Origin of the sequence: Microbacterium resistens NBRC 103078, assembly GCF_001552355.1 — a bacterium.
GTDB classification, from domain to species: Bacteria; Actinomycetota; Actinomycetes; order Actinomycetales; family Microbacteriaceae; genus Microbacterium; species Microbacterium resistens.
On the sequence record NZ_BCRA01000018.1, the window covers coordinates 1 to 20103 of the forward strand.

18 protein-coding genes are annotated in these 20103 nt (G+C 70.9%); 8 read left to right on the forward strand and 10 right to left on the reverse strand.

From position 1 onward, the window contains the following. Both MR1_RS04125 and MR1_RS04130 read right to left on the reverse strand, forming a co-directional pair. Nucleotides 1-797, reverse strand: a 797-nt coding sequence (locus MR1_RS04125) for a GIY-YIG nuclease family protein (RefSeq protein WP_067243440.1), incomplete at its 3' end; no start/stop codon positions are given. Nucleotides 798-1028: 231 nt separating this feature from the next. Further along, nucleotides 1029-2480 (reverse strand): helix-turn-helix domain-containing protein, encoded by a 1452-nt coding sequence (locus tag MR1_RS04130; protein ID WP_169797648.1) that lies wholly within the window; start codon nt 2478-2480, stop codon nt 1029-1031. A gap of 148 nt (nt 2481-2628) precedes the next feature. Here MR1_RS04130 and fepB point away from each other — a divergent pair, with 148 nt between their 5' ends. From fepB to MR1_RS04160, 6 genes are all read left to right on the forward strand, one after another. Then, entirely contained in the window at nt 2629-3624 is a 996-nt protein-coding gene (gene fepB / locus MR1_RS04135) for a Fe2+-enterobactin ABC transporter substrate-binding protein (protein WP_067243421.1), read from the forward strand. Between the two features lie 52 nt (nt 3625-3676). Continuing rightward, nucleotides 3677-4729, forward strand: coding sequence for a FecCD family ABC transporter permease (locus MR1_RS04140; protein WP_084344362.1), 1053 nt, complete (start codon nt 3677-3679; stop codon nt 4727-4729). After that, nucleotides 4726-5805 (forward strand): FecCD family ABC transporter permease, encoded by a 1080-nt coding sequence (locus tag MR1_RS04145; RefSeq protein WP_255218086.1) that lies wholly within the window; start codon nt 4726-4728, stop codon nt 5803-5805. Before MR1_RS04140 ends, MR1_RS04145 begins: the two co-directional genes overlap by 4 nt. Further along, nucleotides 5805-6617: an ABC transporter ATP-binding protein gene (locus MR1_RS04150; protein ID WP_067243443.1), complete on the forward strand. Its 813-nt coding sequence runs from the start codon at nt 5805-5807 to the stop codon at nt 6615-6617. Before MR1_RS04145 ends, MR1_RS04150 begins: the two co-directional genes overlap by 1 nt. Continuing rightward, on the forward strand, nt 6614-7702 hold the full coding sequence (locus MR1_RS04155) for an LLM class flavin-dependent oxidoreductase (RefSeq protein ID WP_067243422.1): 1089 nt from the start codon (nt 6614-6616) through the stop codon (nt 7700-7702). Before MR1_RS04150 ends, MR1_RS04155 begins: the two co-directional genes overlap by 4 nt. A 136-nt stretch (nt 7703-7838) precedes the next feature. Further along, nucleotides 7839-8117: a GlsB/YeaQ/YmgE family stress response membrane protein gene (locus MR1_RS04160; protein ID WP_217996176.1), complete on the forward strand. Its 279-nt coding sequence runs from the start codon at nt 7839-7841 to the stop codon at nt 8115-8117. A 142-nt stretch (nt 8118-8259) separates the two neighbouring features. On the opposite strand, the gene MR1_RS04165 is transcribed toward MR1_RS04160, so the two are convergent. The 6 genes from MR1_RS04165 to MR1_RS04190 form a co-directional block, all read right to left on the reverse strand. Next, complete coding sequence (locus MR1_RS04165) at nt 8260-9288, reverse strand: hypothetical protein (protein ID WP_067243424.1); 1029 nt, start codon at nt 9286-9288, stop codon at nt 8260-8262. A gap of 39 nt (nt 9289-9327) precedes the next feature. Then, nucleotides 9328-10071, reverse strand: coding sequence for a glucose 1-dehydrogenase (locus MR1_RS04170; protein WP_067243425.1), 744 nt, complete (start codon nt 10069-10071; stop codon nt 9328-9330). Nucleotides 10072-10163: 92 nt separating this feature from the next. Further along, the gene (locus MR1_RS04175) at nt 10164-11705 is read right to left on the reverse strand and encodes an alpha/beta fold hydrolase (RefSeq protein WP_067243426.1); all 1542 of its coding nucleotides are present in this window, start codon (nt 11703-11705) and stop codon (nt 10164-10166) included. 242 nt (nt 11706-11947) lie between these two features. After that, nucleotides 11948-13009: a phosphotriesterase family protein gene (locus MR1_RS04180; RefSeq protein ID WP_067243427.1), complete on the reverse strand. Its 1062-nt coding sequence runs from the start codon at nt 13007-13009 to the stop codon at nt 11948-11950. Then, nucleotides 13002-14006, reverse strand: coding sequence for a DMT family transporter (locus MR1_RS04185; RefSeq protein WP_067243428.1), 1005 nt, complete (start codon nt 14004-14006; stop codon nt 13002-13004). Before MR1_RS04185 ends, MR1_RS04180 begins: the two co-directional genes overlap by 8 nt. A gap of 43 nt (nt 14007-14049) precedes the next feature. Further along, entirely contained in the window at nt 14050-14799 is a 750-nt protein-coding gene (locus MR1_RS04190) for a glutamine amidotransferase (RefSeq protein ID WP_067243429.1), read from the reverse strand. A 120-nt stretch (nt 14800-14919) separates the two neighbouring features. Here MR1_RS04190 and MR1_RS04195 point away from each other — a divergent pair, with 120 nt between their 5' ends. Beyond that, a complete protein-coding gene (locus MR1_RS04195; protein WP_067243430.1) occupies nt 14920-15906 on the forward strand; it encodes a substrate-binding domain-containing protein in 987 nt (328 codons plus the stop codon). A 155-nt stretch (nt 15907-16061) separates the two neighbouring features. Here MR1_RS04195 and MR1_RS04200 read toward each other — a convergent pair whose 3' ends face one another. Both MR1_RS04200 and MR1_RS04205 read right to left on the reverse strand, forming a co-directional pair. Further along, the gene (locus tag MR1_RS04200; protein ID WP_255218088.1) at nt 16062-17822 is read right to left on the reverse strand and encodes a sulfatase; all 1761 of its coding nucleotides are present in this window, start codon (nt 17820-17822) and stop codon (nt 16062-16064) included. Between the two features lie 8 nt (nt 17823-17830). After that, a complete protein-coding gene (locus tag MR1_RS04205) occupies nt 17831-18472 on the reverse strand; it encodes a PadR family transcriptional regulator (protein WP_084344363.1) in 642 nt (213 codons plus the stop codon). Nucleotides 18473-18696: 224 nt separating this feature from the next. Here MR1_RS04205 and MR1_RS04210 point away from each other — a divergent pair, with 224 nt between their 5' ends. Continuing rightward, complete coding sequence (locus tag MR1_RS04210; protein ID WP_169797649.1) at nt 18697-20031, forward strand: MFS transporter; 1335 nt, start codon at nt 18697-18699, stop codon at nt 20029-20031. Nucleotides 20032-20103 lie beyond the last annotated feature (72 nt).

Below are 20103 nucleotides of genomic sequence, written 5' to 3' on the forward strand. Positions count from 1 at the left end.
TTCCTGTTGAGCCCGTGGGGGACTCGGCTGTCGAGCGCCAGCTTGTAGTGACTCTCCGCGATGTTGATCTCAGCGGTCGGTGTCGACGGGTCGAAGACACGGAGCAGCGAGTAGCGGAACGTGCTCGGGTCGAGTCCCTTTAGCTCGACGTTGCCACCGTGTCCGTTGGCTGCGTAGGCGCTCCAGCGTTGGCGGATGGTCTCCAGGCCGTCCGCCTTGCCGACGTAGTGGCGACCGTCGCGCGTGTCAGTGATCAGATAGATGCCCCGCACGGACGCCAGCGCCGTGCCCCACGAGGCGTACCGGGGTTCGCGCATCACCGCCTGGAGCTGCGCGTAATTCAGCACGAGGCGGTCGAATCCAGGGAACGGAATCGGCTCCGCGTCCGCGATACCGGTGACGGGGTAGGTCGCGGCGGTCGCCGCTCGCATCCACCATCTACGCGGGGGACGCCAGCCGATCACAAGTCGATTCCGAAGCTCGACCATGTGGTCGGTTCTCACCATGTCGAACATCCGGCGGGTGCCGTCGTTCCAAAGCTCGCCCCGGTTCTCCACGACCGACCACAGGCGGGCCTCGGCCCCGCCTTCCCTGATGAACACCACCCAATACTTCGGAGGATCGGCCAGGAACTTCGCCGTTGAAGCTGATTGCGTCCGCGTATAGGCGAGGATCTGGTCGTCGGTGGAGTCAGCGTGGATACCATCGGGCTCTGTTGCGTAGGCGTGGCGGATCGCGATTGCATCAGCAACGTCGATGCCTGCGTCGAGCAGCAGCGGTGCGAGCGTGAGAGTCATCAGCAGCATTCTCCCAGCCAGCTACCGCTCAGCCGTGGTGCCGCACTCGGCGCAGCGCCAGACAGGCTCCTCGTCAAGCTCCGCTGGTTTCATCTGGTGCAGATAGCGCGGGCAGTTCGGGACGTTCAGTAGCCGGTCACGCTCCCGCCGTAGCTCTCGCTGCCGCTCCAGATTGTCCACGACGTTACGGTCAAGGGTGGGCGCCACGGGTGCTCCGCGCCCGGATCGGCCTCACGGCGTGCGGTGGGACTGGGCCGCGAGGAATCGGCTCGGGGAATGGCCGTGGGCGCGGCGGAAGGCTCGGCTGAAGGCGGCGGCATCGGCGTATCCGACGCGTCGCGCGACCTGGGACGGATGCAGGCCGTCGCGCAGCAGCCGTCGGGCCCAGGTCATCCGTGTGCGTGCGCGCCAGGTCGCCAGCGTCGTGCCGGTGAGCGCCTCCACGGCATCGCGCAGCTCCGCCGGCGTCAGCGCGGACTGGGCCGCGAGCTCCGCCGATGATCGCCCGTCCTCGGGGTGCTCCGCCAAGCGTTCCAGGAGCACGTAGACGGCGTCGGCGACGGAGCCGCGCACGCCGTCGGGCTCCCGGAGGCCGAGGATCCCCTGCAGCGCGGTGCGCGGGTCGCCCCCGCTGACGGGCTCGACGCCCGCGTACGCCCAGGCGGCGAGGCGCAGCAGCGGGGTGCGCAGCTCGTCGTCCGCCTGCGCGATGAGCCCGGCCGGGACGTCCATGCCGCCGGGAAGCCAGCCCAGCGGAAGCACGGCCGCCTCGGGGCCGGCGCGGAACCCCGTCGAGGTCCCTGCCGGGAGACAGGCCAGATCGCCGGCGCGCAGCGTGATCGCCTGTCCCTCGATCCCGAGGACGGCGTCGCCCGCGGCGACCCAGACCACGATGTGGTACCCGTTGCACTGCGGACCGAGCTCGTCGCCTCGGTGACCACCGGCGGCCGTCGTCATCGTCTCCCCGCTTGCGAGGGTCGACGGCGCCACGCCCCACTCCCGGCGGAACGCGCGGGCGAACGCCTGGGGGCTGCCGTACCCGGCGTCGGCGGCGACGCCCGAGACTCCGCGACCGGCGCGGAGCCCCTCGGCAGCGCGGCCGAGCACGTGCCGGGTGCGCCACCGCACCGGGGTCCAGCCGGTCTCGGCGCGGAACCGTCTCGCGAGGACGCTGTGACCCAGCCCGTGTGCCACGCCCACGACTGACGGCGCGCGGGCGGGGTCTGCCAGAAGCGCCTCCGCGACGCGGCGCAGGTCGGGCGAGGACGGCATCGGCGGGGTTGCGATCGCGGCCGCCGGATGCCCGATGCCGCCGAGGAGGGCCGCGGCGCGGACCCCTCCGCCGTGCAGCACGCCGAGGCTGCGCGTGAAGGCCGCGAGAAGCAGGGGGACCGCGTCTGAGGGTGGGGAGGCGACGAACGGCGCCGACGGGCCGGCCGCGCGGTCCTCGTCGCGGATCCGGATCGGCAGCGCCGCCGAGTCGGCAGACCCTCGCAGCAGAGCTCCGTGCCCGCCTGGGATCCACAGCGCCTGCCCCGGGCCGAGCGACCACCGCGACGAGCCGAGCGTCACCGTCATGCGCCCGGCGATCACCCACACCAGCACCGGCGCACCGGCGCGGATCTCGGCGCGTGTCGACGAGGAGGGGATGCGCCGGGGGTCGAACGGAGGGGGAGAGGACAAGGATGCGCCGATCTGGGTGCAATGACTGAGGTAAGGCAATCCTAATCTCGATCGAGGAGCGCCCGAGCTCCGCGCCGACGTCGACGCACGCACCCGCACCCGCGGACGACTGCCCCACGGCCACCGGCCCGGGGCCAGGGAAGGAATCATGACCATCTACGCATCCGCGCGCCGCCGCGCGACCGCCCTGATTGGCCTCGGCGTGGCGAGCGCCCTCGCTCTCGTCGGCTGCGCCGGCGCCGCCGAGAAGCCCGCCGCCGAGGAGGCCGCCGCGACCACGGCGGCCGCCGAGTGGCCTCGTGTCTTCGAGAACGCCGACGGCACGACCACCGAGATCCCGGAGCAGCCCGAGCGGATCCTGTCGACCGCGGTCTCCGTGACCGGGACCCTGCTGGCGATCGACGCCCCGGTCGTGGCCAGCGGGTCGCAGGTGGGCGGCGTCTGGTTCGACCAGTGGGCCGACATCGCCGACGAGCGGGACGTGACCAACCTCTGGAGCGTCGGGGAGTTCGATCTCGAGGCGGTCATGGCGAACGAGCCCGATCTGATCGTGGTCGCCACCAGCGGACGGGATGCCCTGACGGATCAGGTCGCCGACCTGCAGTCGATCGCGCCGACGATCGTCGTGGACTACGGAGCGCAGACCTGGCAGGATCTGGCGGTCGAGCTCGGCGAGGCGACCGGGCTCGAGGCGCAGGCGGAGAAGACGATCTCCGACTTCGACGCCCTGGTGCGCGAGACGGCCGGCGCGATCACCGTTCCGAAGGGCACCGCCGACGTCATCTCCTTCAACGGGCCCGGTCAGGAAAACCCGATCGCCCGCGTCGGCGGGTCCCACGCGAACCTGCTGGAGGCGCTCGGCTTCACGGTCGAGGACCCGGACCCCGCGTGGCATACGCAGGCACAGGAGCGCGCGGACTTCGTGTGGGCGACGTACGAGAACCTGCTGCAGCTGACCAGCGAGACGACGTTCATCCTGTCCGCCGACGACGAGAAGGCCCAGGGATTCGCTCAGGATCCGGTACTTGCGAACCTCCCCTCCGTCGCGGCGGGACAGGTGTACGGCCTGGGAGTGAACTCGTTCCGGATGGACCTCTACAGCTCGACCGAGATCGTCGAGCACATCAAGGACCTGTTCTCCTGAGACGGTTCGACCGGCCGCGCGGGGGAGCGCGGCCGGTCGATCGGGGACCATCATGATCGACACCACCTCGACGCCCGTCGAGGCGCCGGACGCTCCGCCGCGCATCGGCCGCGGGCGTCTGCTCCTCGTCCTCGGCGGCACCACCGTCGTCGTCGCCGCCCTCGTCGTGACCAGCGCGATCGTCGGCACGCGCATGCTCGCCCCCGCCGACCTGTGGGACGCGGTGCTGGCCTACGACCCGTCCGACGACGCGCACCTGCTCCTGAGGAACCGCCGTCTACCGAGGGCTGCGCTCGCGCTCCTCGTAGGCGCGGCGCTCGGGGCCGCGGGGGTCGTGATGCAGTCGCTCACCCGCAATCCCCTCGCGGAGCCGGGCCTCCTCGGCGTGAACGCGGGGGCGGCGGTCGCGGTCGCCGTGGCGGTCGCCGTGGCCGGGATCGTCGCTCCGATCGCCTACTTCGGGGCCGCCCTCATCGGGGCCGCGGTCGCCGGCGGGCTCGTCATGCTCCTGGGCGGCGTGCGCCGGGGATCGGATCCGGTGCGCCTCGTCCTCGCCGGGGCGGCCCTCTCCGTCGTCCTCGGCGCCTTGGCGCAGATCGTGATCGTGAACGGCGACGACCTGGTCTTCGACCGGTATCGCGCGTGGGCGGTCGGGTCCCTCGCCGGCCGCGACGGGGACGTGCTCCCGCCCGCGGCGCTGCTGATCGGGATCGGACTGACCCTCGCGCTCCTGCTCTCTCGTGCGCTGGACGCGGCCTCCCTCGGCCCCGAGACCGCGCGCGCACTGGGTGTGCGTCCCGCCGTCGTCTGGGCCGTGGCGGGGCTCGCGGTCGTCGTCCTCGCCGGAGGCGCCACCGCGGCCGCCGGCCCGATCGCGTTCGTCGGACTCACCGCGCCTCACGTGGCGCGGCTGATGGTCGGCTCCGATCACCGTCGGATGCTGCCGACCGCGATGGCGCTGGGTGCCGCTCTCGTCCTCGTCGCGGACGTGCTGGGGCGCGTGGTCGCACCCCCGGGCGAGGTGGGAGTCGGCATCATGGTCGCGATCCTCGGCGGCCCGTTCTTCGTCGCTCTCGTCCGCCGTCGTCGACTGGCACCGCTGTGACCCGCGTGACGGCCACGGACGCGCCGGGCGGCCGGCGGGTGCTGCGGATGGGACGCCTCGCCCTCCTCGTGCGGCCCCGGACGATCGCGGTCACGGTCGTGCTCACCGTTGTCGCGCTGATCGCGGGAGCCGTCGCGATGACGGTCGGCAGCCTGCCGGTGCCGCTGCACGCCGTTCCCGGCGCCGTGCTGGGCATCGCCGACGACCCGACCGCGATCCGCGCCGTCCAGGGGGTGCGTCTGCCGCGGGTGCTGAGCGCGATCGGCGCGGGGGCGGCGCTGGGCGTGTCCGGATCCGTCTTCCAGTCGCTCGCCCGAAACGCGCTCGGATCTCCGGACGTGATCGGATTCACCACGGGAGCCGCCACCGGCGCCCTCGTCCAGATCGTCCTCTTCGGCGCGCAGCCGACGCAGGTGGCGCTCGGCACCATCCTCGGCGGACTCGTCACGGCGGGGACGGTGCTCCTCCTGGCCCGGCGCGGGGGAGGGATCGCGGGGCGCCAGCTCATCCTCGTCGGCATCGGCGTCGGCGCGATCGCCTCGGCCGTCAACGGCCTGCTGCTGGTGCGCGGCACCATCGACGCATCGAGCCAGGCCAACCTCTGGCTGTCCGGCTCGCTGGACGCGCGCCAGTGGAGCCACGCGCTGCCGGTCCTCGCCGGAGTCGCCATCGTGATCCCCCTCGTGCTCGTGCTGTCCCGCCGGGCGGGTCTGATGGAGCTCGGCGACGACATCGCGCAGCAGCTGGGGGTGCGGGTCGAGCGCACCCGGCTCCTGCTCGTGGCGTGCGCGGTGGCACTGGCGGCGCTCGCGACGGCCGCGGTCGGACCGATCGCGTTCGTGGCGCTGGCGGCACCGCAGCTGGTGCGGCGACTGCTGCGCGCCGACGCCCCTCCGATCGTCGGCGCCGCGGCGATGGGGGCGGCGCTGCTGGTCGTCGCCGATCTCGTGACCCAACTGCTCCCGGTGACCTTCGCCGTCCCCGTGGGCAGGATGACCGGCGTGGTGGGAGGACTGTACCTGTTGTGGCTGCTGTTGCCGAGCCGAGGCTCGACCGAAGGAAAGGGGTGGCGCTGATGCCGGACACGCTCGTCGCGGAGGGGCTGACGCTGCGGTATGACGACCGCACGATCCTGGAGGACCTGCATGCGACGCTTCCCGAGGGGCGGATCACCGTGATCCTGGGAGCGAACGCCTGCGGGAAGTCGACGCTGCTGCGGGGGCTGGCTCGTCTGCTCGCCCCGGCGTCGGGGCGGGTTCTGCTGGGCGGCGAGGACGTCCGCTCCCTGGGGCCGAAGGCTCTCGCGCGCCGGGTCGGGTTCCTTCCGCAGGCGGCGACCGCTCCCGGCGGGGTGACGGTCGCCGAGCTCGTCGCCCGCGGCCGGTACCCGCACCAGCGGCTGCTCCAGCAGTGGTCGCCGGAGGACGCGGACGCGGTGAACCGCGCGATGCGGTCGACCGGAGTGGCGCCCCTTGCCGGCAGATCCGTCGACGAGCTCTCGGGCGGACAGCGGCAACGCGCCTGGATCGCGATGCTCCTGGCGCAGGAGACCCCGGTGATGCTGCTCGACGAACCGACGACGTACCTGGACGTCGCCCATCAGCTGGAGGTCCTGGAGCTGTGTCGGCGTCTCAACCGGGAAGAGGGGCGCACGGTCGTGCTCGTGCTGCACGATCTCGATCAGGCCTGCCGCTATGCCGACCATCTCGTGGTCATGCGCGAGGGGCGGGTGCTGGCCACCGGCGCACCGGAGGCGGTGATGACGGCCGAGCTGATCGCCGTGGCCTTCGGGCTGGAGGCACTGGTCCAGCGGCACCCGGTCACGGGCACGCCGATGATCGTCCCGATCGCGCCGCTGGCGCCCGTCGGCGACGAGGTGGTCGCATGACGCTGACGACCGGGTTCTCGATCGCCCCGACCTGGCTGCGGGGACAGGCATGGCGACGGGAGGACTCGCGGGCCGAGGAGATCCTGTCCGGAGGCCCGATCGTCGACGCGGTCGTCCGCGCCGAGAGCGCCGGGTTCGATCTGGCCTTCCGGCCGGATGCGCTCACACTGCCGATGGGAACGATCGGGCGCGATCCCGCCCATCTGGGCCTGGATCCCCTGGTGCAGGCCGCGCAGTTGGCCGGGGCGACCCGGCGGATCGGGCTGGTGGTGACGGTGTCGGCCACGTTCACCGAACCGTATCCGGTCGCCCGGCAGCTCGCGTCGCTGGAGCACCTGGCTCCGGGGCGCGTCGGATGGAACGTGGTGACGTCGCGCTCGGGGGACGAGCAGTTCTCGGTCGATCGGCTGCCGGACTCGTCGGCGCGCTGGCGCCGGGCCGAGGAGCTCGTCGACGTCGTCGAGTCCCTGCGCGCCGGCTTCCCCGCCGCCGCGATGCGTGTCGACCGGGGAGCGGGCGTGTTCGTGGACGTCGAGAGGGTGCGTCGCAGCGACCACGCGGGGGAGAACTTCCGGGTGGCGGGTCCGCTGCCGCTCCCGGCGCCGACCCCGGGACGCCTGCCGCTCATGGTCGCGGGCGGGGGCGCGGCGACGGTGTCCCTGGCCGGGCGACGCGCCGACGCGATGTTCGCCTCCGCGATCGAGGCCGACGCGGGCACGCAGCAGCGGGCCGCGATCAGGGCCGCTGCGGCGGACGCCGGCCGGGAGGAACCGCCGCTGCTGCTCCCGGGGCTGTCGCTTCTGCTGGCCGACACCCGGGCGGAAGCGGCTGCGATCGAACAGGCGACCTATCCTCCGTCCCTGGGGTGGCGGCGCACCGGGCCGCACTGGTCGGTCGTGGGGACGCCGGACGACGCCGTGGCGGCGATCGCGGCCCGCGCCGACGCCGGTGCCCTCGACGGCTTCATCGCGTTCCCGGTGGGATCCTGGCGTTCCGTCGAGCTGCTGTGCGACGAGGTCATGCCGCGGCTACGCGCCCTCCGCCTCGTCGGGGATCCGAGGGGAGGGTGGTCGAGCGGACGCTGACGCGTCGTGCGTGCCGGGGCGATGAGCCTCCCATACCAGTCCGGAGGCCTCCGGCCAACCCCTCTGGTGAAGCGGCCTTCGTATGGGAACAATGTCGAGAGCACGGCAACGTGTCTCTCGTATGAAGGAGTTCAGCATGGTTGTCATCGGATGGATCATCGTCGGCCTTCTCGCCGGCGCACTGGCGAAGCTCATTCTGCCCGGCAAGCAGGAGGGCGGCTGGTTCAGCACCCTTCTCCTCGGCCTGATCGGCGCGTTCGCCGGCGGCCTCCTGTTCGGCCTGATCGGCGGCAAGGGCATCGGCGCGGTGTTCAGCGACCCCTGGTCGTGGGGCTCCTTCTTCATCGCGGTCATCGGCGCCCTCGTCTTCTCGTTCGTCTGGGGGCTCATCACGAAGAACCGGGCCCGCGACTGAGTCGGCATTCCGACTCACGGTCGCCCGGCGGCGGGATCGCACAGGATCCCGCCGCCGGGTCTGTCTGGGCAGAGCGACGCCGCCCCGCGGCCCGACGAGGGCGGCGGGCGCTGGCCGGGTGTCTCGACCATCGGCCGTGCGGTCAGTGCCAGGAGAGCTCCAGATCCAGGCGTCCGACGCGAAGGCGCAGGACCGTCCTCTTTCCGCCGGGCGCGGAACCGGAGGTGTGCTGGCGGAGGTAATCGTCGGCCCTCGTCAGGACCCGTTGCATCCGCGCATCCTCCTCGACGACCACCGCTCGGGCCTGCTCGGCCTGCCGGATCGCGTCGCGTGCGTCGATGAGCGCGCGGCGATTGACGCGATGCCAGAGACGTGCGCGGTTACCGCGTGCGACACCGTAGAGGGCCGTGACGAGCGCGCCGATCCCGATCATGATGGCGCTGGTGAGGAGGGGCGCCCACGGATTCCGGGTCTCGAAGTCTGCGAAGGCGAAGGCGTACCACAGGACCCCGATGCAGAACACCGTCAGCCCCAGCGTCGGCCATCCGAAGCGGAACGGAAACCGCGAAAGCGCGGCCACATACACGCGGAACGAGGGCCAGATCGACCGGACGCCGGTCGCGTCCGCGGCGCGATCCAGCGCCTCGGTCAGACGATGTGACTCGACATCGGCCGACACGTTGAGGGACCGCGCCGGGATCTGCGCCGCCCATTCCGCGAGTTGCGTCGTCAGGACCTGCGGCGTCAAGAGCGCTTCGCGAGGTTGAGTGACGTACTCGTCGGCGGCAGCGCGGATGGTGAAGGGATCCTTCGCGAGTGCTGCCGGCTCGCCCACCCCCTTGAGGGCGGAGCGAAGGGTCAGCGCAAGCGCGACGGCCCCCGCGATGAACGTCAGCCCGCCGGCCGCTTGCCGCCAGTCCTCCGTCTCCCGGGTGAAACCCTCATAGAAGAAGGACGCGGAGATGCTGATGAAAAGGCCGGAGAGGAGCGCGCCCATCGCGGGAGCCACAATGGTCTGGAACTGCGTTTCGGCGAGCCTGATGTACGTGAATGTGCGCCGCTGCGGAGCTCGGATGATGCGGACGGTGGCGAATTCCACGAGGCTGAGGACCAGGCACGCGACCACGCTGAGTCCGCCGAATCCGATCAGTATCGTCGTGAGGTCTTCCATGGCGCTCCTCTCCGGGGCCCGCTTCGCGTCGCGGGCGTCTCAGCCGTATACCTTCCCGGCACTGATGCCGCCGTCGATCACGAACTCCGCACCGGTCGCGAACGAGGACTCGTCGCTGGCGAGGAAGACGACGACCGCGGACACCTCTGCGGGATCCGCCGCGCGGGTCAGGAGATTGGTGTCCTCGTCGTCCGCTGTCAGCATCGCCGCCGTCATCGGGGTGCGGATGTTCCCGGGATGCACCGAGTTGACCCGCACGCCCTGCCCCGCCAGTTCGAGCGCGGCCGACTTCGTGACGCCGCGCACGGCGAACTTGCTGGCGGTGTAGGCGTGCATGCCCGCGATCCCCTCGAGGCCGGCGACCGAGGAGATGTTGATGATCGATGCGGGCGTCGCCCGCTTGAGCGCGGGCAGGGCGGCACGCATCCCCAGGAAGACGCTCTTCGCGTTCACCGCCATCACGGCATCCCAGGACTGCTCGGTGGTCTCCTCCAGCGGCGCTCCCGTGAGGATCCCGGCGTTGTTGACGAGGACGTTCAGGGAGCCGAAGGCGGACTCCGTCGCCGCGACCGCGTCCTTCCATTGAGCGGCGTCTGTCACGTCCAGGTGGAGGGAGATCGCTCGCGGTCCGAGCTCCTCGGCCAGCGCCGACGCCGCCTCGTCGGCGATATCCGCGATGGCCACGCTGCCTCCCTCCGCGACGATCGCGCGTGCGTGTGCGGCGCCCATGCCGGATGCGCCCCCGGTGACGAGGGCGACCTTGCCCTCGAGTCGTCGTCCCATGACGGTGAACCTCTCTCATAGATGCCTGACGCATTTGTGACGTCAGTAACCCGCACTATAGCCACCGCGGTGCGGGGCGCGTCAAGAGGGACTCAGCGGTCCGTGCAGATGGTCCCGTCCGCGGGCAGCTCCCCGCGGATGAGGTACGCGAGCGCCGCCTCGGTGGAGCACGTCGACTGCGAGAGGACGGAGGTGTGGCCGTCGGCCTCGACGCCGAGGAGGACCGCGTCGAGCTGGTCTGTGAGCGTGGCGGCATCGGTGAACGGCGTGGCGGGATCCTGCGTCGTCGACGTCACGAGGAAGCGGCCGGAGCCGGACGCGGCGATCTCCGGATCCAGATGCGCCGGGCGGTCGGTCTCGCAGGTCAGCGCCTCCGCGGCATCTTCTGCGGCGTTTGCCGAATCGCGGATGAAGAAGTAGTCATCGCCGTGCAGCGGTTCCAGGTCTGCGCGATCCAGAGGAGTGGTCGCCTCCGGCATCGCGCACAGGACGGCGTGTGCGAAGCCGCCGGAGATCGCGGTGTCCCCGGCGTCCTCCTCGCGGGGTGCGGCCGCTCGGGGCGCGGCGCTCTCCCCGTCCGCCGGCGTTGCGGACGGCGGCGCAGGCAGGGAAGCGGAAGCGAACGCCTTCGAGAGCCACGTGACCGTACCTAGCCAGGATGACCGTGACTGATACATCGCCGAGAGGAGTTCCCCGGTCATCCGGGCGCCGTCGAGCGTGATCTCGATGCCGTCGACCGGCACCTGCTGCGGATGCGCCGTCAGCGCGCTGCGCAGCTCGATGAGCTGAGCCTTCGCCGCAGCGGCGTCGCCGGACACGGGGCAGGGGCCGAGCTCGCCGGCCAGGCAGGCGTCGATGAAGCGGTCCAGGCTCTCCTCGAAAGCGATGGACTGGCGCTCCGTCCCCAGCGCGGTGAAACCGATCGACGGGGCGACGCCGTCGAGTACGAGCCGTCGCGCCTGCGCCGGGAAGAGCGTGGCGTAGACGCCGCCGACGTAGGTGCCGTAGGAGTAGGCGACCGCGTCGAGCGGCGTGTCGCCGAGGGTGCGGCGCAAGGCCTCGAGGTCCAGCGCGACGTCCGTGGTGCTCGCGAAGCGGGCGAGCTCGTCCGACGGCGTGCAGCCGTCGGCGGACGCCGGGCAGGCCAAGGGAGCGTCTGCGCCCTGCAGGCCCCAGACACCACGCGGATCGAAGCCGACGAGCGTGAACCCTTCCCTCAGGGACGGCACACGCTCAACCGTGTCGTGGACGAGCTCGGTGCCGGAGCCCCCGGGACCGCCCTGGATGACGAAGAGGGTGGGAGCCTCCTCCTCCGTCGAGGGATAGCGGCGTACCGGGACCTCGATCGTCGCGTCGGCGGGATCAGCCCAGTTCCGGGGAACGGCGAGGCGCCCGCACTCGGCGTCGGCGTCGTCCTCGCACGCGGTCCACGAGAGGGACTCCCCGCCGTTCTCGCTCCACGCGTCGACCCAGGCCCGCGCCGTCTCGGGGCGTACCTGGGCCGGGGCGATCGACTCGTCCGACGTGCTTCCGGGCACGGAGCCGCAGCCGGCGAGCAACGCCGTGCCGAGCCCGAGGGCGGACAGGGCGGAGCTTGCGCGCCGGGGGAGCGGCGATCGACGATCCGGGGTCATGCGACGGACGATATCCGCCTCGCGTCGGGTCGCCGTGCGCGGCCGCGCAAGGACGCGGCACGTCGGGGCGCGTCGGCTACGGGGTTCCCCGCGATCCCGGGAGCCGGGGCGTTTCGTCTCGCTGCGCTCGCTCAACGACCGGTCGTTGAGCGAGGAGCGCAGCGACGAGACGAAACGCGGTGACCCACGGTTGGGGGCGTTTCGTCTCGCCGCGCTCGCTCAACGACCGGGGTGGAGGGCGGTCATGCGGCGGACGGTGCGGCGAGATCCTCCCCGCTGAGCCAGCGGGCGGGATTCGCCACCATCAGGCGGTGCAGCGCGGCGTCGTCCACGCCGCGCGCGCGAAGAAGATCGGCGAAGACCGAGACCACGAAGCTGAGGCCGTTGCCTCCGTTGCGGCGCCACATCTGCTTGAGGAACAGATCCTGTGACAGCATCAGCTGCGCGCCGTAGCCGTCGGCGATCAGCGCGGCGACGGCATCTGCCGTCTCGTGCGGCGAGGGAGAGGCGCCCTCGCCGGGGAAGGAGATGTCCAGCCCGATCATGTCGAACTCCAGGATCACGCCCCGATCCAGGAGCGCGCGCTGATAGTCCGGATCCGATCCGGACGGGTCGCTGTGGGCGAGGGCGATCCGGTCCGGTGCCACGCCGAGCTCGTCGGTGAGGACATCGAGAACCTCGTGTCCCCGGCGCTGCCACCCGGGCATGTGGATGTTCATCGGCACGTGCGGGACCTCGCGCTGCGCGAGCCCGGCGGCACGAAGGGCGGCGCGCTCGGCGGACGTGAACTCGGGGGAGACGCCGACCTCGCCGATGACGCCCGCGCGGATCCGACCGGATCGGATGCCCTCCGTGAGGTCGTGGAGGATGTCGGCGACCTGGGCGTCGACGGAGCGCGCCGTAAGGCGTTCGCCCTCGAGCTTCTGCAGGTACGTGCCGGTGCTCATGACGACGTTCGCGCCGGTCGCCCTCGCGACGGCGGCGAGCCCGTCCGGGTCGCGTCCGATCGCGGGACTCCCCGTCGCATCCACGATGGTTCCTCCGCCGCGGCGCCGAAACTCGGCGACCTCGATCACGACGTCGTCGATCGGCTTGGCCGCGAGGTTGTCCGGGCAGCAGTAGGGGTCCTCGCGGAGGAGGAACTGCCACTCGGGCGCGACGTCCTGCGCAGCGAGCGCGCGGGTCGACGGATACGCCGCCGGCGCGAGGACGGCCGACAGATCGTTGAAGAGGTGCTCGTGGGGGAGGACGATGCCGAGGTCCGTCGCGGCGACCGGTCCGAGCACGGTCTGGACGTCAGGCATCGTTTCGCCCCGATGGTTCCGGTTCGGGCACCACCGCGCGACGCGAGGGGATCATCGCGATCGCGGCGGCGGCGAGGGCGACGAGTGCGCCGATCACCGTCACGGCATGGAGCGTGACGCCGTGCGAGGGGACGGCGACCTCGATGAGGATGGACCCGATCAGCTGACCGGCGGTGGAGGCGAGGCCGAGGAGCAGGAGTCCCAGTCCCCGCACGAGAAGCGCCATCAGCGCGATCGAGAGCAGCCCGAGGGGGCCGCCGAGGTACATCCACCATGTGTCCGGGAGCGCGAAGTGCGCGCCGGTGGCGGCCATCCGGACGAGGTAGACGATGCCCAGCGCCACGAACCCGATGAGGAAGTTCCAGGTGATCGAGACGAGCATCGAGCCCGAGAGGCGACCGATCTCGGAGTTCCCTGCGGGCTGCCAGCCGGCGAGGAGGCCGCCGACGAAGGGCATGATCGCCAGCGCGATCATGTGCGGGGCGGACCAGCTCGGGGAGACGACGAGAAGGGTGGCAGCGATCGCCAGGACGGCGCCGATCGCACGCTGGGCCGTGACGGCCTGCTTGATCCGCACGCCGATGCCGAGGCGATCGCAGAGCACTCCGGAGATCACGAGACCGGAGATGAGCGAGGTCTGGAAGACGGCGACGCCGAGGAACCCGACGGTCACCCCCTCGGACAGCACGATCACCGCGCCGCACAGGCCTGCGAAGAAGTTCCATCGCGGAAGCTCCCCTCGCACGAGCTGGCCGGGCAGTGCGAGGAACGCGCGTCGTGTCTTCTCGCGGGCGAACACCACCACGAGCATCAGGACGAGACCCGTCCCGAAGGAGATCAGTGCCGCGGCGTGCCCGTCGCCGAGCTCCGAGCCGAGGCGGCCGTTCACCAGGGCCTGGAGCGGGCCGAGCATGCCGGCGAAGACGGTCGCCAGGGTCAGCACGGCGACCGAGGCGGAGCGTGCGGTCGCGGGGCGGGCGGTCGACGTCGTTGTCATCATGTTCTTCTGTCTTTCCCTATTGTCGCGGCGAAGCCGCAGGTCAGTCGAGTTCGCCGGCCAGCCAGCGGAGAGAGCGGGCGAACAACGGGCCGTAGCCCTCCCAGGACATGAATTCCTCGGGAGCCCAGTGCGGGGACACGTCGGACATGAACGCGAGTGTGCGACCAGCGCCGACCGTGCGGATCGCGAGCAGCGGGTCGGCCCCGATGGCGGCGAGCACCGTGGCGTCGGGACGAGCCTGTGCACGCTGATAACCGAGCAGGATCGGCCAGTCGCGGTCGAGCCCGGAGGTGATCGCGTGCTCAGCGACCACGGAGCCGCTCACGCCCTCGGGAGTCTCCACCCGGTCGTCGTAGGGCGTCAGCGAGACGGGGAGGACCTCTTCGACCGCGGTCCCGTGATAGCGCGCCTTCGCCTCGAAGCCCTGGAAGCTGAGGTAGCCGCCGGCCATCATGAGCCCGCCGCCGCCCTGGACCCAGTCCTTGATCAGCGTGAGTCGGTTCGGGGTGGGCCGGCCCAGGCTGAACGTGTCGGGGTGGAGGAGGAGCGAGTTCGAGCCGATGTCCGACAGGAGGACGGCATCATACTCAGCGAGCTGCTCCGTGGTCTGCGGGAAGCGCTCGGCGACGTCGTGCGACCGCAGGTGGACGACATCCAGCCCCTCTGCCGTGAGCGCCTCGAGAAGACGGGCGCACCCGATCTCGACGCGCGTGTGCGCGAAGGGGTCGTATCCCTTGTGATCGATCGTGGCGCTCACCCACGACTCGCCCGCCAGCAGAACCTTCACCATCATCGACTCCTTCGCGCGTCTCCGCACTGTCCGGCTCATTCGTTGCGCACTGTTGCGCAACGCACGCATCAAACTAGGATGAGAGTCCGGTCGTGTCAACTCGCCCAGGGGGAACGTGCGATGTCGCTCAGTCAGATAGCGCAGCAGGTCGGCGTCTCGACCTCGACGGTGACCCGATACGTACGCGGCGAGCTCAAGGTCGCCCCGGCGACGGCCCGCAGGATCGATCGCGCGCTGGCGGAGAACGGTCATCCCGCTGCCGCACGGACGACGACGGTCAGCACGATCGGGCTCGTCGTGCCCTCGCTCGACAATCCGTACTTCTCGAGCCTCGCGGACGCCGTCGTCGACGCCGCGGTCGAGGACGGGATCGACGTCCTCACCTCGCTCACCGGGTCCTCGGCGGCCCGGGAGCGCAAGAGCGTCGAACGCCTCGCTCAGCTGCCGCACCTGGGCGGGATCATCTACCTCGGCATGCACAGCACCAACGAGGCGTTCACGGGGCGGGTCGGCGGGGACCTGCCCGTCGTCCTGCTCGACGAGTACGTGAACTCGCGCGGCACGAACGTCGCGCAGGTCACCGCGGACAGCTTCGGCGGTGCGTATCAGGCCACCGCGCACCTGATCGGCCTCGGTCACACGGCGATCGCCCACCTCGGCGGACCGCGGGGACTGCACACCGCGGACCAGCGCGAGGCGGGGTATCGCGCCGCCCTGGCGGACCGCGGGATCGAACCGGACGAGCGTCTGATCGTGCGGGGGACGTTCACCTCCGACTTCGGCAGCAACGTGTTCGCGCACCTCAGCGCGGCGGGGCGGCAGCCGACCGCGGTGTTCTGCGCCAGCGACATCATCGCCATCGGCGTGCTCGAGGCCGCCCGTCAGGCGGGGATCGCCGTTCCCGAGGCCCTGTCGGTGATCGGCTGCGACGGGATCACCGTGGGGGAGTGGTTGACGCCCCGGCTCACGACGGTCGCCCAGCCGACCACGATGCTGGCGCGGCAGGCCGTCGACGAGCTGGTCGGCATCGCCACCGGAGCGGCGCCGACCACGCGGACGTTGCCGATGACCCTCAAGCTGCGCGCTTCGACCGCTCCGCCCGCCTGACGCGCGGCGGGCGTTTCGTCTCGCTGCGCTCGCTCAACGACCGAAACGGCTTCCGGCCGTTGAGCGAGGAGCGCAGCGACGAGTCGAAACGCGGTGACCCGCGGCTGGGCGCGTTTCGTCTCGCTGCGCTCGCTCAACGACCGGTGGTGCCGGGATCAGATCCGGGCGAGGTCGGCGGCGAGACGGTCGAGCGTCATCGGTCCGAGCGGGATCACCGCGGCGAGCTGATGGAGGCTCGTGTCGCCGAGCATCCCCAGCATCTCCGAGTGCAGGAGCATCGGCAGGTGCGCGGCGACGACCTCGCGCGTCGGCGCGTGGGCGAGGAGTTCGTGCACCGAGGTGCCGAGCCCGAAGTCGCCGGAGGGGAACGCGTCCAGCGGCGTCAGGGGTGCGGCGGCCTCGGTGGCGAGATGGCGCTGCGCGGCGACGAGCAGGTGCTCCGGCCCCGGCTCTGCGTCCACCGGGATCCCGAGCCGCTCGTACTGCGACGCAGGAGCCTCGTTCTCGCGCAGCAGCCGTGCGAGCAGGCGCAGCATCCGCAGCTCGACGTCCGGGTCGTCGAGCGGATGCTCCTGACGCGGATCCGCCTCCAGATCGAACAGGAGCGTCCCGAACAGGTACGGGTTCATCATCGCGCGCCCCGTGAGTCGCAGCGGGCGGACGCCCTTCGTGAACGAGAACGGCTCGGCGAGCTCGGCGCCCGCGAACTCCGCCGGCGCGAAGCGCCCGCGCATGTGCGTGGGCATGAGCGTGTACTCCTCCAGAGGGGCGTTCTCCGGCGTCGCACAGGCGCGCATGTACACGTAGCGGCCGTCTGTGACGTTCACGTGCCCGCCGTGGATGCCGAACAGCGCGGCCTCGCGCGACGGGGATCCCTCGGGCGTGGGCCCCCGTCCGTCGGCGCGCATCGGGATCCCGAGCATGTCGTCGGTGCGGTCGAGGCCGAAGAAGTCGAGCAGCGTCGGCGCGATGTCGATCGTCTGCACGAGCCCGCGGTGGCGGCGGCCGGCGTCGCCCGTCCTCGGGTCCCAGAGGAACGCCGGGAGCCGCACGAGCTCGTTGAACCAGGGCTGGACGCTCTTCGCCCACCAGCCGTGCTCGCCGAGAAGGAATCCGTGGTCGGTGTTCACGAGGAGGAGGGTGTCCTCCCACATGTCGTGCTCGTCCATGAAGTCCAGGACGCGGCCGAGCGAACGGTCGCACATCGACGCGAGCGCCTTGTACTCGTATCGCGCGTGCTCGACCTTCGACTCCTCCTCGGTCACCTTGGCGTACGGCGGCCAGTCGAACTCCGGACCGTCGTACTCGTGCGGGTAGAGGCGACGGTACTCCTCGTAGGTGAAGAAGGGCTCGTGAGGATCGAAGCACTCGATCTGCAGGAACCAGTTGTCGGCGTCCGCGTTCGTGGACAGGAACTCCAGTCCCGCGTCGAAGGTCCGTGTCTGCGGATGCTCCGCCTCGCGCCGCAGGTAGCCGCGGTTGATCGCGTCCTGCCGGCGGATGGCGCCCTTGAAGCCGGTCTCCGGCGCCTCGCCGGGCTTCGCGGCGTGCCCCTTCCACGGGTCGCCCTCCTGACCGCGGAAGAACTCCCAGGTCGTGTAGCGCGGGTGGTAGGTCGCGCCACCGTCCTCCCAGTAGTGCGGATGGTCGCTCGCGAGGTGGGTGTGGATCCCGGCTCGTCCCAGCATCTCCGGCATGGAGTCGTCCCAGGGCTCCAAAGGACCCCAGGAGCGGTGCAGGAAGTTGTACCGACCGGTGTGGATCTCGCGCCGGGCGGGCATGCACGGCATCGACCCGGCGTAGAAGTTGTCGAACGTGACGGTCCGCTCGGCCAGCCGGGTGAAGTTCGGCGCGTGGATCTCGTCCGAGCCGTAGGGCGGCAGCATATGCCGGTTCATGCTGTCGAACATGACCATGATCGCCCTCATCGGTCCGCTCCCTGGATCGTGGCGGCCGCGGCGTCGTCCGGGATCACGATCGTCCGGGCGAGCTCGGCGTTGGTGCGTTCGAGCGCGTCGTCGAGGATGTCCGAGCGCAGGCTCTCGAGCGTGCGGATGTAGTCGTCCAGATCGCGGGCGCCGTTGTAGTGGAGCCGGTCGGAGAGCGCGCGGGCGAACGGCTCGTCCGCGCCCTCGGGCAGCGGTCCGAGCCGGCGGTCGCGGAACCGGTACTTGACGCGCTGGGCATACCGGGCGTTCAGCTCCGTCTCGATCAGCTCCAGGACGTCCTCCTTCGACATGAGGCCGATGCCGAGACTGAGCCGTGCGCCGAAGTCCGGGTCCTGGAAGCGGCTCGGCGGCGCGTACGGACTGCGCAGCCAGCCGATGAAGACGGTGCGCCCCTCGGGGGTGAGGCGGTAGACCTTCGCGTCCTGCGCGCCGGGCCGCTCGTCCACGGAGAACGCGACCCAGCCGCGCTCGGCCATCCGCGACAGGGACCGGTACACCTGGCTCATCGTGGTGTTCGAGCGGAGGAACCGCCCGTGCGTGTCCAGGTACTTCATGATCTCGTAGCCGGTCGAGGGGCCGCGGGCGATGAGTCCGAGGAGCAGGTGCTCGAGCTTCATGGAGGTGGGTCCGTTCTCTCGTCGTCGAGTCAGGTGCGATGACCATTCCACAAGTGGAATCAGCTTGTCAAATCCACTCCGACGTGTCGATTCGCGACGTCGTGCTTGACAGAAGCATCCCATAAGTGGAATATCGACACCACTCCACTTGTGTCATGGGTTGCTCGGACTGCTCCACCCGATCCGCGCCCGAGACCCGTTCGCTTCAACGACGAAGGAATCGCATGAATACGTCACTCCCGGCCGCCGCCGAGCAGGTACCGACCGTCCCCGTGAAGGGAGGGGTGCGGGGTCGCTGGCGCAATCTGTCCACGCTCGTCGGCGTCACCGTCGTCGAGAGCGGGGAGGGCAGTCTGACCACCACGCTGTTCCCCGCCATCGCCAAGAGCCTGAACCTCGGCAACTCCGAGCTGGGCATCCTGTCCACCCTGGGCCGTCTGGTCGGCGTCCCGTTCGGGCCGCTGTGGGTCTGGTACGCGAACCGCACCAGTCGCCGCCAGGCGATCGTGGTCAGCACCGTGCTGAGCGGCCTGCTCGCCTTCGCCTCGGGATTCGCGGAGAACTTCGTCGTCCTCCTCCTGCTGCAGACGCTCCAAGCCGGCGCCGTGATCGGTCTCACCCCGATCACGAACGCCGTCATCGCCGACAGCTTCGACGACCAGTCCCGGGGGCGTGCGACCGGGATCCTCTACGGCTTCTCCGCGATCCTCGGATCGTTCATCGGCCCGCTCGTGGGCCTGCTCTCGCTCTGGGACTCCGGCTGGCGGTGGGGATTCTTCGGGGTCGGCGCGCTGCTCGTGGTCTCGGGGCTGCTCGTGCTGGTGCTGTTCCGCGAGCCCGCCGTCGGCGGGGCGGACTACGGCGAGGCGGCGAGCCGGATCGCGTACGAACGCCCCCGGCTGAAGGACTCCGTCACCCTGTTCAAGATCCCGACGTTCAGCGTCATGATGCTCTCGAGGCTGCTGTCCGGTCACCTCCTGATCGCGGTGTTCGGCATCCAGTTCCTCGTCACCGAGCGCGGGTTCGACAACGCCGTGGCCGCGATCGTGGCGCTGCCGTTCGGGATCGGCTACTTCCTCGGGACGGTCGGCGGCGGCTTCGTGGTCTCGGCGCTCGATCGCCGCGTCGGCTCGCAGGGGCGCGTCGCGTTCCTGCAGCTGGCCCAGGTCCTGTTCGCGGTGGTCGCCTTCTTCGCCACGCAGTTCGACGTGACCTCCATCGGCTACTACGTCGTGTTCTGGGGGCTCATGGGGATGACGCAGGGGCTGAACCCCGGCATCAACCGACCCATCCTCATGTCGGTCATGCGGCCGGAGCTCCGAGGCCAGGGCTTCGTGATCTATCTGACCATCTTCGAGGTGATCGGGTGGGCCGCGTTCACCTTCGTGGCCGGGATCCTCGCCGACGCCTTCAGCCTCCAGGCGGTGTTCCTCTGGATCCTCGTCATCATGATGATCGTCAACGCGGCCGTGCTCACCGTGCTCTACGCGGTGTACCCGCGGGACCGGAAGCGGGTGGACGACGTCATCACGGAGCGCATCACGACGATCCGGTCCTGATCGCGGCGAAGCGGGGCGGTGATCGGCGCCGCGCTGCTCGCGGTCCGTTCCCGTGCCCGGCGGCCGCAGGGA

Excerpts from the sequence above, each read along its gene's own strand:
- fepB (WP_067243421.1), top strand. The coding sequence starts at position 2,629 with ATGACCATCTACGCATCCGCGCGCCGCCGCGCGACCGCCCTGATTGGC.
- MR1_RS04165 (WP_067243424.1), bottom strand. The coding sequence starts at position 9,288 with ATGGAAGACCTCACGACGATACTGATCGGATTCGGCGGACTCAGCGTG.
- MR1_RS04185 (WP_067243428.1), bottom strand. The coding sequence starts at position 14,006 with ATGACAACGACGTCGACCGCCCGCCCCGCGACCGCACGCTCCGCCTCG.
- MR1_RS04155 (WP_067243422.1), top strand. The coding sequence starts at position 6,614 with ATGACGCTGACGACCGGGTTCTCGATCGCCCCGACCTGGCTGCGGGGA.
- MR1_RS04140 (WP_084344362.1), top strand. The coding sequence starts at position 3,677 with ATGATCGACACCACCTCGACGCCCGTCGAGGCGCCGGACGCTCCGCCG.
- MR1_RS04200 (WP_255218088.1), bottom strand. The coding sequence starts at position 17,822 with ATGGTCATGTTCGACAGCATGAACCGGCATATGCTGCCGCCCTACGGC.
- MR1_RS04205 (WP_084344363.1), bottom strand. The coding sequence starts at position 18,472 with ATGAAGCTCGAGCACCTGCTCCTCGGACTCATCGCCCGCGGCCCCTCG.
- MR1_RS04150 (WP_067243443.1), top strand. The coding sequence starts at position 5,805 with ATGCCGGACACGCTCGTCGCGGAGGGGCTGACGCTGCGGTATGACGAC.
- MR1_RS04195 (WP_067243430.1), top strand. The coding sequence starts at position 14,920 with ATGTCGCTCAGTCAGATAGCGCAGCAGGTCGGCGTCTCGACCTCGACG.
- MR1_RS04190 (WP_067243429.1), bottom strand. The coding sequence starts at position 14,799 with ATGGTGAAGGTTCTGCTGGCGGGCGAGTCGTGGGTGAGCGCCACGATC.
- MR1_RS04210 (WP_169797649.1), top strand. The coding sequence starts at position 18,697 with ATGAATACGTCACTCCCGGCCGCCGCCGAGCAGGTACCGACCGTCCCC.
- MR1_RS04160 (WP_217996176.1), top strand. The coding sequence starts at position 7,839 with ATGGTTGTCATCGGATGGATCATCGTCGGCCTTCTCGCCGGCGCACTG.
- MR1_RS04170 (WP_067243425.1), bottom strand. The coding sequence starts at position 10,071 with ATGGGACGACGACTCGAGGGCAAGGTCGCCCTCGTCACCGGGGGCGCA.
- MR1_RS04175 (WP_067243426.1), bottom strand. The coding sequence starts at position 11,705 with ATGACCCCGGATCGTCGATCGCCGCTCCCCCGGCGCGCAAGCTCCGCC.
- MR1_RS04180 (WP_067243427.1), bottom strand. The coding sequence starts at position 13,009 with ATGCCTGACGTCCAGACCGTGCTCGGACCGGTCGCCGCGACGGACCTC.